Raw genomic sequence first — 16,464 nt, 5'->3', positions numbered from 1 at the left:
TCCGCCACCATCCTTTCACTTATTTTATAAATCCATTTTTCTATCTTTCCAAACGATATTTTTTGTGAAAAAGGTCCGGAAACAGGAATATCCAAATACGACCATAAAAAATACAAGCCAGATTGGAAAACCTAATACCATATACCATTTAAAGTCACCTATATTCCTTAGCACCCTCCATAATTGACAACATAGAATCCCATAGATGAAGATGAACCAAGGCAGAGACAGTTCTTGTGTATTCACGATGAACGTCACCAACCCTCCCAGCCATATGGATACTAATAGAAGATAGCGAAAATCGGTGCGAACAGCTCCGGAGGCAAAGCTTTTGCTCCATCCCTTTACCAAAGATGAGAGACCTTCGGGATACATCCTCATACTGATTGCCCCTTTGCCGGTATATGCCCGAACCGAACCACCCCGCCTTGCAATTAAAGCGCCAAATGCCATATTTTCCATCAATTCTCCTTGAATCGCCTGATGCCCGCCAAACCTGAAATAATCACTTCGGCTGATAAGCGCGCATTGGCCGAATGCACCATAGACAGCCCGGGCTTTCTTGAATGGCAGAAAAGCACCCAGGGCACCCATGATGACTAAATGAAAAAAGGCGGATAATGTTTCATAAGGCCGTTTCATTTTATGGAAAGGATGGACCGAAATCATCCCCCCATGCGCTTTTATGCAAGCAACCAACCTTTCGAGACCGTTTTCTTCAACCGTCGTATCCGCGTCCAAAAAGAGCAGGATTTCCCCACTCGATGCACTTGCACCGTTCCAGCAACCGAAAGATTTCCCGAACCAGCCTTTTGGAAGCTCCTCTAAACTAATCACTGTAGCTCCATAGGATTTTGAAATGTCTGAGGTCCTGTCCGTTGAATGGTCATCAACTACAATAATCTCCTTCACCTTATCCAGGTAAGGTTGCAGGGAAGCTAATAACCTGTATATATTATTCTCTTCATTTCGTGCAGGAATAATGACAGAAAGACCTCTTAGTGTATCAGCTTCAAGTTGACTACTTCTGTGAAAATGAGGGATCTGATAGAAAAGTACATAGTTTAGGATAATCGTCATGAAAGTGAGTAGCGTCATCCTTCATTTCTCCTTTCAAAAAAAGATTTTTGCTGTTTATGATTCTTAGTTAAGGGCAAAATGGAAAGTTGAGAGCAGTATCACCAACAGACGTTTGTGTTTTTAGTCTAGTCAAATTTTCTACTTTTCATAAGGAGGAGTTTAGATGTCAAAAAAAGTAATTGTCATCGGTGGAGGATTGGGTGGAATGTCAGCTGCCATCCGCCTTGCAGCAGACGGCTACCATGTTCAACTGTTAGAGAAAGGGGAACGGCTCGGTGGAAAACTTAATAAACGAAGCGGAAATGGGTTCACATTCGATACAGGACCTTCCATCCTCACGATGCCATGGGTGCTGGAGCAACTGTTTGCAAGTGCCGATAGGAATGTCCACGACTATATCATAATAGAACGCATCGAACCTCAATGGAGGACATTCTTTGAAGATGGCACCACGATTGATGTAACAAGCGATCTACCAAGGATGCTCGAGCAAATCAAGTCCCGATCCACAAAGGACGCAAATGGATTCTTTGAATATCTGAACTATTGCAGCAAAATGTATGAGTACAGCCTGAAGAGCTTTTACAAAAAGAGTCTATCAGGACTCAATGAACTCAGGGCCCTTCATAATTTAAAGGAACTGATCGGAATGGACCCTATGAAGTCGATGGATCAGATAACAAAAAAATATTTTGAGGATAAGCATCTTCAGCAGCTTTTTAACTTCATGATCATGTATATAGGATCCTCACCGTACCACGCCCCTGCCGTCCTGTCCCAATTGACGCATGTGCAACTTGGGCTGGGGATCTATTATGTGAAAGGCGGCATGTACAAAATCGCCGAAGCCATGGAACGGCTTTTGAACGAATTACAGGTGGAGTTCAAGTTGAACCAATCCGTACAACAGATATTGAATGACGGAAGGAAGGCTACCGGGGTAAGACTTGAAAACGGGGAAGAGTATCATGCCGACATCGTGGTGTCCAATCTCGAAGCGATCCCTGCCTATAAAAACCTCCTGAAGGATCTTCCGAATTCCAGGAAGGCGCAGGAAGACTTAAGCAAATATGCACCTACTGTTTCAGGCCTGGTTTTATTATTGGGAACCGATAAGCAATATGAAGGGCTAGCACACCATAATTTCTTTTTCTCCAATGATCCGGAAAAGGAATTTCATGACATATTTAATGAGGGCATCCCTGCCATGGATCCTACCATCTATATCGGGGCTTCATCAAAAAGCGATCCTACTCAGGCACCGAAAGGGAAAGATAACCTATTCGTCCTCACACATGTGCCTCCATTAAAGGAGGGGGAAACGTGGGAAGAATACAAGGACGTTTATCGCGGCTTGATACTCGATAAGCTTGAAAGAATGGGTATGAATGATCTGAAAAAATCAATCGAGTTCGAATATTGCTTTACACCAAATGACCTTCAAAACCTATATGGTGCAAACGGAGGTTCCATATACGGTGTCGTTACGGACAGGAAGAAAAATGGAGGATTCAAGATTCCAAGCAGAAGCAAACTGCTGGACAATCTATATTTCGTTGGAGGCTCCGCACATCCAGGTGGCGGTGTACCTATGGTCACTCTATCCGGCCAATTGACTGCTGACATAATAAATGAAGATATAGAAAATGCTCAGAAGAATATCGGGTAATGGGACATTTCAAAAAAAGCAAGCGGAAGAACGCCAACGGCCCTTCGCTTGCTTTTTATTTTCATTGCAGTATCAGATCCTTGCCTTCGATCGTCATCAATTCCATTTTCTCATACCTATCTACCATCAACAGTCTCATCGCTTGAGTGCGGATCGACTTTTCTATGATATTCCTGATATATCGTCCATTGCTGAAGGCTGAAGGAAGCATGACGGATTTCATCTGATTCAGATGTTCACGGAGCTTCCATTCCGCTTCTTTGCTTAAAAGGTACTCCCTGTCCTTTAACATCCGCATACAAATTTCCATCAATTCATCCACAGTATAATCCGGAAAATCTACAATGATGGGAAATCTGGATACAAGACCGGGATTGGTTCGAAGGAATTCCTCCATTTCCCGCTGATATCCAGCAAGTATCAGTATGAAGTCATGTTGTTTATCTTCCATATGCTTGACGAGAGTGTCAATGGCCTCTTTGCCAAAATCCTTTTCTCCACCTCTGGCCAATGAGTATGCTTCATCAACAAACAAAATCCCGCCAATGGCTTTTTTAACGAGGTCACGTGTCTTCTGGGCTGTATGTCCGATATATTCCCCGACCAGATCTGCGCGTTCCGCTTCGATCAAATGTCCTTTGGACAGAACGTTCATATCACAAAACAATTTCCCGATAAGACGTGCCACCGTTGTCTTTCCGGTACCGGGGTTTCCTTTGAACATCATATGCAAGACCTGTTTTTCCGCCTTCAACCCGGCCTCTTCCCTTTTTTTATTAACATAGATCCAAGCATAAATTTCCTTGACTACCTTTTTCATCTCCTGCAGGCCGACCAGTTCCCCCATCTCTCTCTCGATATCCCTTAATATTGCATGTTTGGGATATGTGTACTGCTCTTCGATCGGCAGGATATGAGTGACTTTAATCGGCTTTTTCTGCCCGTTAAGGACGATATTTATTTTCCCGTTCTGATTGGTCATCGATTGTTCCATGCGCATTCACCTCTCATTCCGTCCGAACCTGGTTCCATTTCCTGCTGTAAATACGACAAACACCAATCTATTTACCTATATTTCTACCTTGATTCGATTTCTTTCTACATTTTACTAATCTTTTCAACATTCTATTGACAATCTTGTCATATTATGCGCTTTCCCGAGAAATAATGGGGAATTTTTTTGAATAATTGAAAAGAATATCTCCATTTATTAACTAACTATATGTAAATATAAGATGAAACATGAGTCCTTATAGAGGAAATAAAAAAACCAGCAAATATGCTGGTTTTAAGCTTCTGTTTCTATTTGGACATTTTTGGACGGAGAAAAAGTGGATATGGCATGTTTATAGATCAACTGTTGCTTGCCTTCGGTCTCTAACAGCACAGTGAAATTATCAAACCCTTTAATCAATCCTCGAAGTTGGAACCCATTCAATAAAAATACCGTAACACCTGTGCTATCTTTTCTTAGTTGGTTCAGAACCTGATCTTGGATATTAATCGATTGCTTCATCTTTTCGTCCTCCTCTTATCTCTATATTTCTTACTTATTCGCTTCAAGTTGGAGCTTTCCTGCTACAAATAAAAAAATTTCCTCTAAGATGTCCTCAAAAACGGCATCTGTCATGTCAAACCACGTAACATCCATTTTATTACGGAACCATGTCAACTGCCGTTTTGCATATCTTCTTGAATTTTGCTTCAGGGCATCTATTGCCTGTTCCTTTGTAAGCATTCCGTTGAAATAGCGATAGAGCTCTTTATAACCAATTGCCTGAATGGATTGACAATCTCGTATACCTTTTTTGTAGAGTGACTCCACTTCTTCAAAAAGGCCTTGCTCCACCATCAGGTCCACCCTCAGATTGATTCTATCATATAATGCTTCCCGGTCCATTGTTAAACCGACAAATGCAACATCATATAATAGCTCCTGTTCCTGTGATTCCTGGAATTCAGCCATTGTCTTGCCTGTAGTATGAAAGACTTCCAGCGCCCTGATCACCCTGCGGACATTATTGGGGTGGATGTTTGCTGCACTGACGGGGTCGATTTTCCGCAGTTCACCATAGACTGCATCCATCCCCTCTTCCTCCACTTGCCTTTCAAGTCGCATACGTATTTCTTCATTCTTTCCAACATCAGAAAATTGGTAGTCAAACAAGACGGATTGTATGTATAGTCCTGTTCCTCCAGCGATGATTGGAATACAACCTTTTACCGAGATCCTATCGATCAGTTCTCTTACTTCCTGTTGGAATTCAGCAACAGAGTATGGTTCAGTAGGCTCTTTTACATCTATCAGGTAATGCGGGACTCCTTGCATTTCCTCTTTTGAAACCTTGGCTGTCCCTATATCCATTTCCTTGTAGATCTGCATGGAATCCCCACTGATGATTTCCCCATTGACTCTTTGTGCCAATTCCACACTTAATCTCGTTTTCCCGACCGCTGTCGGCCCAATAATGACAATTACCTTTTTCTTTTCTCCCAACATTCATTCACTCTCTCAACTAATCTGTATCACAAGATATCATTATACCCACAATTTTATGGGTTCAACCCACATTTAATGAAAATGTGGGCAATTTGTCTCTCTACATCACCCGCTTGAACATTTTCTCCATATCATAGGTGGAAAAATGAATCAAGATAGGTCGTCCATGAGGACATGTAAATGGATTTTCTGCCTTTCTGAGCGTATCCAGCAGTGCAGTGATTTCCTCAGGCCTTAAATGATGATTTGCTTTTATTGCCGCTTTACAGCTCATCATGATGGCCGCCTCTTCCCGTAGATCGGACAGTTTTATTTTCTTTTTATCCATCACATGCTCTATCATTTCATCGATGATCTCGCGCTCTTCCCCTTTTGGAAACCAGACAGGATGTGCCTTGACAATGAATGTTTGGTGACCGAAAGGCTCCAGGAATACTCCAACCTCGCGAAACTCCGAGGCATTCTCTTCTAAAAATAAATACTCATCCAGGGAGCATTCGATCGTAAGCGGGACAAGCAGTTCCTGAAGATTCCGTTCTTCCTGCCCAAGCTTCTTGTAATAATACTCATAGTTGATTCTTTCCTGGGCAGCATGCTGATCAATCAGATAAAGCCCATTTTCATTTTGAGCCAAAATATAGGTGCCGTGCATCTGGCCGATCGGATAGAGTGGAGGAATTCTCGATGGAGCGGATTCGGTGGTGTCCACTTCTCTTGTCGATATATCCTCAACAATTATACCTTCCTTCTCCACCGTTTGCTCAACTTCCTCTTCTAGAGATGTCCAACCTGATTCAATCTTCTCTTTTAACAGGGTGTCTTCTTCACTCTCTTTTGGAACATAAGGGATTGTTGGTGAGGTGAATAATGTCTTTTCAACCTTTGGCGCCTCTTCCAATCGCTCTAGCTTATGCTCTAGTGTAAATGTTTGCTGCAACGGCTTTTCTTCCTTACGGGTGTTTGCCGTTTTAATCGGTGCATTGGAAGGAATGAGCTGTCTGCTCTGAAAAGATGCTTTAATTCCATCTGCTATGAGGCGATAAAGTTCTTCTTCCTTGCTAAGCCGCACTTCCAATTTTGCAGGATGCACATTTACATCGACAAGCAATGGATCCATATCCACCTGCAGATAGCAAATAGGATATCGCCCTATCGGCAAAAGGGTATGATACCCCTCCTGTATGGCTCTTATAATGGTATAGTTTTTCACGTTTCTTCCATTGATGATGGTGGAAATATAGTTTTTCGATGCTCTGGTGGTTTCAGGTAGACCAATATACCCTCTAACTTCAAAATCCAGTGAAGAGAAGGACACAGGGATCATTTTTTTTGCGATATTCATTCCATAGATCGCCGCAAGCACCTGCAGGCTATCCCCGCTTCCTGTTGTGGAGAGCATCCGCTTCCCGTTATGACTCAGTCGAAAGGAAATGGAAGGATGAGCAAGTGCCAACCGGTTTACCAGATCCGTAATGTTCCCGAGCTCGGTATGGATGGTTTTCATATACTTCAATCTTGCGGGCGTATTAAAAAAGAGATGCTCAACCACGATATCCGTCCCTTTGCGACTACTGGCCAGCTCCTTTACCTCAAGGTGACCACCTTTGAACTTCAGAAGGGTCCCAGGACCGTCTCCTGTACTTGTCGTTATTTCAAATATGGATACGGAAGCGATACTCGGAAGGGCCTCACCGCGAAAACCAAGCGTCCTTATACGAAACAGATCGTTTTCATTCTTTATTTTACTGGTTGCATGCCTTTGAAAGGCAGTCACACAATCCTCCTGATCCATTCCATCCCCATTATCAAGGACCCGGATCTTTGTCAGACCGGCCTCTTCCAGTTCTATTTCAATGATGGTGGAGTTTGCATCGATCGCATTCTCCACTAGCTCCTTTACAACGGATGCAGGCCGTTCGACCACTTCCCCGGCCGCAATCTTATTAGCAAGGCTCTCATCAAGCTGAATGATCTTACCCATCTGATTCCCCTCCTTTCCGTTACTTTTTGATTTTTAACAGCTTTTGAATCTCATATAGTTTATTTAACGCATCTAAAGGTGTCGTATCAAGAAGATCCATTTTCCTTAACTTCTCGATTGCCTGGGTTTCAACTTTACTCATTTTTTCTGAACCATGGCGTTCTTCGTTCACTTCGAAAAAAGATAGCTGGGTAAGTGGATCTGCACTTTCATTTACCATATGTTTTTCCGTGTCAGGTGTAGGACGGGAGTCAGGTTCCGCTTCCAGCTGCTCGAGTATGACCTGGGCACGGGTTATCAGTTCCTTTGGCAGTTCCGCAAGCTCCGCAACATGTATACCATAACTCTTGTCGGCCGGACCTTCCTTCATCTTATGAAGAAACACGACTTTTCCGTTCTGCTCGACGACACTGACATGAATATTCTTCAGCTTATCAAGGGCCTGATCCAATGTGGTCAGTTCATGATAATGGGTAGAAAATAACGTCTTTGCCCCGATTTTATCGTGGATATATTCTATCAATGCCTGCGCAAGCGCCATTCCATCATAAGTGGAGGTACCGCGGCCAATCTCATCGAATAGTATCAAGCTATTCTGCGTTGCATAAACGATCGCATTTCTCGCTTCAAGCATCTCTACCATAAAGGTGCTCTGCCCAGAAATCAAATCATCCGCCGCACCGATCCTTGTGAAAATCTGGTCAAAGATGGGAAGGGATGCCTCAGTTGCAGGTACAAAGCAGCCAATCTGAGCCAGGATTGCAGTAAGGGCAACCTGTCTCATGTACGTGCTTTTACCTGACATGTTAGGCCCTGTAATGAGCAGCATTTCGTTTTCCTTATCCATCCAGCAATCGTTTGGCACATATTCATTGGAATCCATTACCTTTTCCACTACAGGATGTCGGCCATCCTTGATATGGACCCTACGCTCATCATTGAATATCGGCTTTGTATAATGCCGCTCTTCACTGATTGTCGCAAAGCATTGCAGGACATCGATTTCACTTACTGCCTTTGCGAGCTTTTGAAGCCTTGGAATATAGACTTTCACTTCTTCTCTTAATTTTAAAAACAACTCATATTCCAATGCCACTATCTTTTCTTCCGCTTCTAGTATCAACGTTTCCTTCTCTTTAAGCTCCTCTGTCACGTAGCGTTCCGCATTTGCGAGAGTCTGCTTTCTTTCATATCTACCTTCGGGCAAAGTTGCCAGGTTTGCTTTTGTTATCTCAATATAGTAACCGAAAATCCGATTGTATCCTATTTTCAGCGAACGGATGCCCGTAAGCTCGCGCTCCCTCTTTTCAAGCTCCGCAATCCAGGTCTTCCCGTTCCTTCGTGCATCCCTGTATTTGTCCAGCTCCCCATGAAAGCCATCCTTCATCATATTTCCCTCTTTGACGGAAAGGGCAGGCTGTTCGATAAGACTGTCTTGCAAAAGTCCCGTCAACTCCGTGCATTCATCCATATTTTCCAATACACTGTCCGTGAGGATCGGAAGCTTTTTGATCTCCCCTTTTAATGCAGGAATCTGCGATAACGATTTTCTAAGCTGCACGAGGTCGCGGGCATTCACATTCCCAAAAGCCACACGTCCCGCCAGCCGTTCGAGATCATAGACTTCTTTAAGGAGCTCTCTTATTTCCTGTCTTGTAAAATATTCCTTCAATAGAACCTCTACCAGCTCTAGACGGGCTTCTATTTCTTGTTTGTTGACTAGGGGCCTGTCCACCCATTGCTTTAACAGGCGCCCCCCCATGGCGGTTACAGTCTGATCCAACAACCAAAGCAAGGAGCCCTTTTTTCCTTTGGAACGGATGGTTTCCGTCAGCTCCAGATTCCTTTTTGAAAACAGATCTATTTTCATGGTCCGATCCAACTCGTAGAATTTAGCTGGCTGCAGATGCTCGAGACTCCGTTTTTGGGTCCTTATCAGATAGTTTAATAGTCGTCCTACAGAAATAAGCAGCTTTTCCTGTTCCAGCTTGTCCGCAATACGTGAGAATTCCGGAGGTATCTCTGTTGATTGCTCATAGGAGAACGTGACAACCATACGCTCCTTAAGCATTTGTGTAATGTGCGACGGGAAATTTTCATCTACCACGACTTCCTTCGCTCCAATTGAATAGACCTCATTCAGCAGCTGCTGCTCAGGACCGGAGATGATGGTCGTATGTATTTCCCCGGTCGACAGGTCCGCAAATGCCAATCCAAATGTTTCATCACCAAAATCGGATAATGTCGTAAGGAAGTTGTTCTGTTTATCACTAAGTCCTTTTCCTTCCATAACCGTACCAGGTGTTATTAGCTGGACCACTTCCCGCTTCACGACACCCTTGGTATGCTTCGGATCTTCGACCTGTTCACAAATCGCCACTTTATATCCTTTATTTATCAGTTGTTCTATATAGTTTGGAGCTGCATGGTACGGGACCCCGCACATCGGAATCCTGTCCTTGGACCCGCCATCACGGCTCGTTAATGTAATTTCAAGTTCCTGTGACGCCTTAACTGCATCCTCAAAGAACATTTCATAAAAATCTCCAAGACGAAAAAATAAAAAGGCATCTTGGTAGTCTGCCTTCACTCTTAAGTATTGCTGTATCATAGGCGTATAAGAAGCCATGTTATCCCCAACCATTCTCCATTGTTTTTGCTATTTTATTATATCATATTTCAAATGGAGCTTATAGTAAGTTCAAAAAGGAAGAAAAAAGACAAAAAGGTCGAGGTAAACAACAAAGAAACAAAAGAAAACTAGGAAGTGGCCTCCCTAGTAATCTTCTTACTCTTCGTATCCGTCGACGATAAAGTCAGGGTTAAGATCTTCGAAATCCTCGTCTTCCACATCCCAATCCTCATCATCTGTAGAAGTTTCAGGATGTACCTCCACTACAACTTTTGTTTCACCGATGATTTCAGCAAGAAATTCTCTTTCCACTTGAACCTCTACTTTACCACCACTATCAGATATGCTGCACTCTAAGCAGTTAGGCTGTTGCAGAACGCGCGCAACTACTTCATGCTCATCACCGATACTATTGTCATCCTTGTAGCGGAGCTTTACGACGTCCGTATAGGAGACAGTTTCTGTGACAACCTGGGTTTTAGTATTGTCACTATGGGAAAACCAACAGTTGATATCATACTGTCCTGCCACTTCAACTGTGTCGTCCACTTTCTTCGCATCATACTTATGGTTAATGACCCAGCATCCTAAAATACTAGTAGGACGATGCGAGGGACTAATCGTATGTTTAGACTGCGTAAATTTTCTACCTTTACCGGTAACTGCTCTTGTGATAATTTCTCTGTATTCAGACATTCGAGCATACACCCTCCTCATGACAATCTTCATTTCATCCTATGCGGGTTAAATGACTATTGTGCTTTAATGGCTTTAAAAATGTAACCTATAATTTCTAACACATTAACGTATAGTTCATTGTATGCAAGCTTGCCGAGATATGTGCCTATTTTTTAGGAATTTTTATAAGAGGAGGAGGGGGTAGACGAATTACGAAAAGAAGCAGCAGGGAGCCCCTGCTGCTTCTTTTATTTTATTCTGATTCATTCGATCAGTTGCATGAACCGCCGTGACTGTTTTTCACATAGGATCCGGTTTCTCCGCGAAGGACGTCTCCACCTGTAGCTACGATGATTTCATCTGTAACCTTATTTGAGATGGCAGATGAAACAAGCTGCAATAGGTCATTCACACTTTGCTGGGAGTTTTTGAATTCTTGGACAATCGGTATCTCATCCAATTCTTTTAACAGATTATCGAGCTTTTCTTCTGTTTTCTTCAGAGCTTCCTGCTTGCCGTAATGCTGGAAGTTCACCGCTTGTTTTTGCAGGCTCTTAACACTTGCAACCATTTCCTTGATTTTTTGGTTTTCATTGATCTGCGCTTCTGCACGCTTGAAATAATCCACTTCTTCGGTTTCCGAGATCATTTGTGCCAATTCTTTTGCTCTTTTAACGATGTCCGCTTTTGTATATTTTGCCATAATCCTTATACCTCCAATGCTTCTTCTACCAGTTCACCATCAAGTGTCCAGGTTTTCGCTTTTGTTACCTTTACTTTTATCAACTTGCCGATAACAGATTTAGGTCCTCTGAAATTCACTAATTTGCTTTTTTCTGTATATCCTGCCAATACATCAGGGTTTTTCTTGCTTTCCCCTTCTACCAGCACTTCCACCACTTGACCTTCATACTCTTTAAGCTTTTTCGCCGAGATCTCATTGACAAGTGCATTCAAGCGCTGCAGGCGCTCTTTTTTCACTTCCAATGGAACATTGTCGACCATCTTGGCAGCAGGAGTCCCTTCCCGAGGAGAATAGATGAAAGTATAAGCTGTGTCAAATTCCACTTCACGATACAGTGAAAGTGTTTCTTCAAACTGCTCTTCCGTTTCATTCGGGAATCCAACGATGATATCTGTAGTCAGGGAAGCATTAGGCATTGCCGCTTTAATTTTGCCAACAAGCTCAAGATAGCGCTCTCTGTCATACTTTCGTGCCATCATCTTCAACACTTCGGAGCTTCCCGACTGTACCGGCAGATGAATATGATCAAGCAGGTTTCCACCTTTACCAAGAACCTCGATCAATCGGTCATCGAAATCTCTTGGATGGCTTGTCGTAAAGCGGATCCTTGGAATATCTATTTTTCTTATTTCATCCATTAGATCTCCAAGTCCATACGTCATATCCTCAAAATCTTTGCCATAGGCATTGACATTCTGTCCAAGAAGAGTGATTTCCTGATAGTCTTGTGCTGCCAGGTGGCGGACTTCCTGAATGATATCTTCTGGACGGCGGCTTCTTTCTTTCCCGCGCGTGTAAGGAACGATGCAATACGTACAGAATTTATCACAGCCATACATGATATTGACCCAGGCTTTGATTTCACCTTTACGGACCTTTGGAAGGTTCTCGATTACATCGCCCTCTTTGGACCAAACTTCGACAACCATTTCCTTTGACATATACGCTTCTTTAAGTATGTTTGGAAGACGGTGAATGTTATGTGTACCGAAAATCATGTCAACCTGATTATAGGTTTTAAGAATCTTATTTACTACTGATTCCTCTTGGGACATGCATCCGCAAACACCGATCAGCAGGTTCGGACGGTGTTTTTTCAAGGTCTTTAGATGACCCAATTCACCGAACACCTTATTTTCGGCATTTTCCCTTATAGCACAGGTATTCAAAAGGATGACATCCGCATCATTTACTGTATCTGTTGGTTCATAGCCTAAACCGAGAAAAATACCAGCCATTACTTCTGTATCATGTTCATTCATTTGACAGCCATATGTGCGGATATAGAATTTCTTATTGTTTCCCAAGCCTTGAAATTCTTCTGAAATATGAAAATCATTATGATAGTTCACTTCTTCTTTTCCGCGCTTCTTAGCATCCTTCAAGGAAGGTGGGATATATACGCTTTCAAAGTATTTGCTGAAATCTTTAGCAGATTTTTTGTCTGTTGGATTTCCAGCGACTACTTTCTGTGATTCTATTCTTTGCTTTTCATTCATAAAGATGACTCCTTTCCATAGAGTCTATAAAACTCTACACATTAACATAGTATATAATTTTATCCAGTTCTAAACAATATAAATACATAAGCTGTAGGAAAATGTTCATAAAAGAAGAGACACACAAATAGCGGTGTCTCTTCTTTTATATAATGGCTCTGTTAAACACCGCTGTTGATTTCCGCACTAGGCTGCGCTTTCCGCGGGCGGTGCTGGAGCCTCCTCGGGCTTTGCCCTGTGGGGTCTCCAGCCTACCGCTTCCTCCCGCAGGAGTCTTCGCCTATTGCTCCAATCAACAGCTAGATTCTATCCGGATAAAATTGACACCAATAAAGGTTATGAAATAATCCCTAGCTCTTTGCCGGCTTTTTCAAAGATATCCAGAGCCTCTTGAAGTTCTTCTTTTGAGTGCTGTGCGGTAACGATTGTACGTACACGTGCAATCCCCTTCGCCACTGTAGGGAAAGCAATCCCTTGTGCGAATACACCATATTCCAATAATTTATCAGAGAATTTATGGCATAATGATTCCTCTCCCACAATTACCGGAGTCACAGGAGTTTGACTGTTTCCTGTATCGAATCCAAGTTTTACAAGTCCATCCTTGAAGAATTTCGCATTATCCCACAACTTTTCAATCAGTTCTGGTTCTTCAAGTAGTACCTGGATCGCCTCATCACATGCTGCCGTAACTGCAGGGGGATGAGAGGTACTGAATAGGAATGGTCTGCCTTTGTGAATCAGATAGTCAATTAAAGAACGCGTACTTGCTACATATCCCCCAAGTACCCCAACAGCCTTACTCAGTGTTCCGACCTGGATATGGACTCTTCCGTCCAAACCGAAATGGTTCACTGTACCGCGGCCATTTTCCCCGAGAACACCAGATGCATGGGCATCATCGACCATGACAAGTGCATCATATTTCTCGGCTAGTTCGACTATCTTGTCAAGCGGAGCGATATTTCCGTCCATCGAGAATACACCGTCAGTTACGATCAGGCGTTTACGGTAGTCCCCAGATTCTTTAAGCGCACGCTCTAGATCTTCCATATCTACATGCTTGTATACTTTACGTGCTGCCTTTGTCAGGCGAATGCCGTCAATAATGGATGCATGGTTCAGCGCATCTGAGATAACAACATCCTCTGGTGACAGAATAGCGGATAATACACCCTGATTGGTGGTAAAACCTGATTGGAATACAAGCGCAGCTTCAGTGTGCTTGAACTTTGCCAGTTTTTCTTCAAGCTCTTCATGCATGGTGAAAGTACCTGCGATGGTACGTACGGAACCTGTCCCTGCACCATACTTTTCAACCGCTTCGAGCGCTGCTTTTCTAAGGCGTGGATGAGAGGTAAGCCCCAAGTAGTTGTTGGAAGATAGTTGAATGACTTCCTTCCCATTGATCACCACTTTGGATCCTTGATCGGATTCTAGAGGAACCAGCTTTCTAAATGTACCCTGTTCCTTCATTTGGTCTAATTCTTCCTGCAGGTATTCAAACCCTTTCATTAAAACCCCTCCTGAAAATAAATGTTCATTAGTCATTAGAATTAAGGCTGTAACACTACTTTACCACATTGACCTGAAATCATTAAATCAAACCCTTTTTCAAAGTCCTCGAGTGGGAAATGGTGTGTAATCATCGGTTTTACATCGACTTGACCGGATTTAAGCAGTCTTGATACCTGTTGCCATGTTGTATACATTTTACGTCCCGTGATCCCTTGAACAGTCACACCTTTAAATACGATATCATTGGTGATGTCAAGCTCGACCGGTCGCACAGGCAGGCTCAGAATCGAAACTCGGCCGCCGTTTGTCACCATTTTGAAGCCTTGGTTCATAGCGATCGGATGACCGGACATTTCACAGATTACATCCACACCATTCCCGTCAGTCAACTCCATTACAAGATCTACCGGGTTATTTTCTTTTGCATTGATGACTGTTGTTGCACCCATTTTAGTTGCAAGATCGAGACGGTATTCGTTCAAGTCTACTGCGATGACCTGAGAAGCACCTGCAGCTTTTGCTACTCCCACTGCCATTATCCCGATCGGGCCACATCCGATTACTGCTACAGTTTTCCCTGCAACATCACCGGCAAGTACAGTGTGCACAGCGTTCCCCATCGGCTCCTGTACAGAGGCAACATCATATGGCATGTCTTTTGGGTTTTTCCATACATTAACGGCTGGAAGTGCTACATACTCAGCAAAACAGCCATGTGTATCCACCCCGATGATTTTAGTGTTTTTACAAATGTGGTAGTCACCTGTTAAACATTGTGGACACTCATAACAAACAATATGTGTTTCTGCAGAAACCTGGTCACCCATTGCCACGTTGGATACCTTACTTCCGACTTCTACGATTTCACCCGCGAATTCATGACCGAATACGTAAGGGGGATTCACCCTGCTCTCGGACCATTCATCCCATGTGTATATATGAACATCTGTCCCGCAGATAGATGTCGCTTTTACTTTTATCAGTACTTCATCTTCTTTGATTTGTGGTATATCAACCATTTGAAGTTCGGCACCATATCCACGATGATGCTTCACGATTGCTTTCATTTTTCCATTCACAGAGAACACTCCCTCAATAAATAAGACTATTTTTCTTTATTTCTACTAAACAGTGTATCATCTATGAAGAGGCGAGTAAACAGGAGTGTCCACTGGATATGTACAAGTGATTACGATGGGAAAAATCGTGAAAATTTTTTCTGATTTTAGTTAAGCGCTTTCATTTGCTCGGATCAAAAAAAGGCCTGGACAATTGTCCAAGCCCTTTTGATTGTATTACATAAATTCTTTTACCAGCTCGTTGAATTGTGCTTCATCCAATTGAAAATCGGCTTTTGCCAATGGCTCTTCACTGTAGTTATGCACTAATTCCTGATAGGATTTTTGCTCTTTGTTCTGGTAGATAAGACCTGTAACCAGACCATTGTGCTCCATAAGTGTTTGCATGGCAGTAACTTTACTATGAGCATCATAGCCTTCGATATCACTTAATTTAGTCAGATTCTCTTTGAACCAATCATATGTGTTGACCTTGTTATAAGTAACACATGGACTGAATACGTTGATCAGGGAGAATCCTTTATGATTGATACCCTGCTCGATCAAAGAAGTGAGATCCTTCAGATCTGTTGAGAAACTTTGTGCTACAAAAGTTGCACCGGCGGTCAAGGCCATTTCCATTACAGATAAAGAAGACTCAATAGATCCTTGTGGTGTGGATTTCGTTTTGAAACCAACTTCACTACGAGGGGATGTTTGACCTTTTGTTAATCCGTAAATCTGGTTGTCCATTACTATGTAAGTAACATCGATATTACGGCGAATAGCATGGATAGTATGACCAAGTCCGATGGCAAATCCGTCTCCATCTCCACCAGATGCGATAACTGTTAGATCTTTGTTGGCCATTTTAACACCTTGTGCAATCGGCAGGGAACGGCCATGAATTCCGTGAAAACCATAGGAATTGATGTATCCGGAAATACGCCCGGAACAGCCGATACCCGAGATTACAGCAAGATTCTCTGGCTCAAGTCCAACATTTGCGGCAGCACGCTGGATGGCAGCCTGTACGGAGAAATCCCCACAGCCCGGACACCAGTTTGGTTTTACATTATTACGAAAGTCTTTAAACGTTGCCAT

Annotated in this window: 13 protein-coding genes; 1 reads left to right on the top strand and 12 read right to left on the bottom strand. The window is 42.9% G+C overall.

Features of this window, described 5'->3' with window-relative positions; translation table 11 throughout:
- Positions 1-24: 24 nt before the first annotated feature.
- On the bottom strand, positions 25-1,098 hold the full coding sequence (locus tag JOC95_RS04490) for a glycosyltransferase family 2 protein (RefSeq protein ID WP_204413854.1): 1,074 nt from the start codon (positions 1,096-1,098) through the stop codon (positions 25-27).
- Between the two features lie 145 nt (positions 1,099-1,243).
- Here JOC95_RS04490 and JOC95_RS04485 point away from each other — a divergent pair, with 145 nt between their 5' ends.
- The gene (locus tag JOC95_RS04485; protein ID WP_204413852.1) at positions 1,244-2,749 is read left to right on the top strand and encodes a phytoene desaturase family protein; all 1,506 of its coding nucleotides are present in this window, start codon (positions 1,244-1,246) and stop codon (positions 2,747-2,749) included.
- A 61-nt stretch (positions 2,750-2,810) separates the two neighbouring features.
- On the opposite strand, the gene spoVK is transcribed toward JOC95_RS04485, so the two are convergent.
- The 11 genes from spoVK to JOC95_RS04430 form a co-directional block, all read right to left on the bottom strand.
- Positions 2,811-3,743 (bottom strand): stage V sporulation protein K, encoded by a 933-nt coding sequence (gene spoVK / locus JOC95_RS04480; protein ID WP_204413850.1) that lies wholly within the window; start codon positions 3,741-3,743, stop codon positions 2,811-2,813.
- A 294-nt stretch (positions 3,744-4,037) separates the two neighbouring features.
- Positions 4,038-4,265, bottom strand: coding sequence for an RNA chaperone Hfq (gene hfq / locus JOC95_RS04475; RefSeq protein ID WP_204413848.1), 228 nt, complete (start codon positions 4,263-4,265; stop codon positions 4,038-4,040).
- A 30-nt stretch (positions 4,266-4,295) separates the two neighbouring features.
- Positions 4,296-5,246 carry a tRNA (adenosine(37)-N6)-dimethylallyltransferase MiaA gene (gene miaA / locus JOC95_RS04470; RefSeq protein ID WP_204414677.1) on the bottom strand — a complete coding sequence of 317 codons (951 nt, stop codon included), beginning with the start codon at positions 5,244-5,246 and terminating at the stop codon, positions 4,296-4,298.
- A gap of 103 nt (positions 5,247-5,349) precedes the next feature.
- Positions 5,350-7,230, bottom strand: coding sequence for a DNA mismatch repair endonuclease MutL (gene mutL, locus JOC95_RS04465; protein WP_204413840.1), 1,881 nt, complete (start codon positions 7,228-7,230; stop codon positions 5,350-5,352).
- A 19-nt stretch (positions 7,231-7,249) separates the two neighbouring features.
- On the bottom strand, positions 7,250-9,859 hold the full coding sequence (mutS, locus tag JOC95_RS04460; RefSeq protein ID WP_204413838.1) for a DNA mismatch repair protein MutS: 2,610 nt from the start codon (positions 9,857-9,859) through the stop codon (positions 7,250-7,252).
- Between the two features lie 159 nt (positions 9,860-10,018).
- Positions 10,019-10,558 carry an outer spore coat protein CotE gene (cotE, locus tag JOC95_RS04455; protein ID WP_204413831.1) on the bottom strand — a complete coding sequence of 180 codons (540 nt, stop codon included), beginning with the start codon at positions 10,556-10,558 and terminating at the stop codon, positions 10,019-10,021.
- Between the two features lie 253 nt (positions 10,559-10,811).
- Positions 10,812-11,243, bottom strand: coding sequence for a YlbF/YmcA family competence regulator (locus JOC95_RS04450; protein ID WP_204413830.1), 432 nt, complete (start codon positions 11,241-11,243; stop codon positions 10,812-10,814).
- Positions 11,244-11,248: 5 nt separating this feature from the next.
- On the bottom strand, positions 11,249-12,784 hold the full coding sequence (gene miaB / locus JOC95_RS04445) for a tRNA (N6-isopentenyl adenosine(37)-C2)-methylthiotransferase MiaB (protein WP_204413829.1): 1,536 nt from the start codon (positions 12,782-12,784) through the stop codon (positions 11,249-11,251).
- Positions 12,785-13,120: 336 nt separating this feature from the next.
- On the bottom strand, positions 13,121-14,299 hold the full coding sequence (locus JOC95_RS04440; protein ID WP_204413828.1) for a glycine C-acetyltransferase: 1,179 nt from the start codon (positions 14,297-14,299) through the stop codon (positions 13,121-13,123).
- Between the two features lie 41 nt (positions 14,300-14,340).
- Complete coding sequence (gene tdh / locus JOC95_RS04435; protein ID WP_204413827.1) at positions 14,341-15,381, bottom strand: L-threonine 3-dehydrogenase; 1,041 nt, start codon at positions 15,379-15,381, stop codon at positions 14,341-14,343.
- A 216-nt stretch (positions 15,382-15,597) separates the two neighbouring features.
- Positions 15,598-16,464 (bottom strand): 2-oxoacid:ferredoxin oxidoreductase subunit beta, encoded by an 867-nt coding sequence (locus tag JOC95_RS04430; protein ID WP_204413825.1) that lies wholly within the window; start codon positions 16,462-16,464, stop codon positions 15,598-15,600.

Source organism: Sutcliffiella tianshenii, assembly GCF_016908565.1.
GTDB lineage: Bacteria > Bacillota > Bacilli > Bacillales > Bacillaceae_I > Sutcliffiella_A > Sutcliffiella_A tianshenii.
This window is presented reverse-complemented; position numbering and strand designations above follow the sequence as displayed.

Bases quoted from the DNA above. Each gene is read 5' to 3' on its own strand.
- hfq (WP_204413848.1), bottom strand. From the start codon at position 4,265: ATGAAGCAATCGATTAATATCCAAGATCAGGTTCTGAACCAACTAAGA.
- JOC95_RS04490 (WP_204413854.1), bottom strand. From the start codon at position 1,098: ATGACGCTACTCACTTTCATGACGATTATCCTAAACTATGTACTTTTC.
- spoVK (WP_204413850.1), bottom strand. From the start codon at position 3,743: ATGGAACAATCGATGACCAATCAGAACGGGAAAATAAATATCGTCCTT.
- JOC95_RS04440 (WP_204413828.1), bottom strand. From the start codon at position 14,299: ATGAAAGGGTTTGAATACCTGCAGGAAGAATTAGACCAAATGAAGGAA.
- JOC95_RS04450 (WP_204413830.1), bottom strand. From the start codon at position 11,243: ATGGCAAAATATACAAAAGCGGACATCGTTAAAAGAGCAAAAGAATTG.
- cotE (WP_204413831.1), bottom strand. From the start codon at position 10,558: ATGTCTGAATACAGAGAAATTATCACAAGAGCAGTTACCGGTAAAGGT.
- JOC95_RS04430 (WP_204413825.1), bottom strand. From the start codon at position 16,464: ATGGCAACGTTTAAAGACTTTCGTAATAATGTAAAACCAAACTGGTGT.
- mutL (WP_204413840.1), bottom strand. From the start codon at position 7,230: ATGGGTAAGATCATTCAGCTTGATGAGAGCCTTGCTAATAAGATTGCG.
- miaB (WP_204413829.1), bottom strand. From the start codon at position 12,784: ATGAATGAAAAGCAAAGAATAGAATCACAGAAAGTAGTCGCTGGAAAT.
- JOC95_RS04485 (WP_204413852.1), top strand. From the start codon at position 1,244: ATGTCAAAAAAAGTAATTGTCATCGGTGGAGGATTGGGTGGAATGTCA.
- mutS (WP_204413838.1), bottom strand. From the start codon at position 9,859: ATGGCTTCTTATACGCCTATGATACAGCAATACTTAAGAGTGAAGGCA.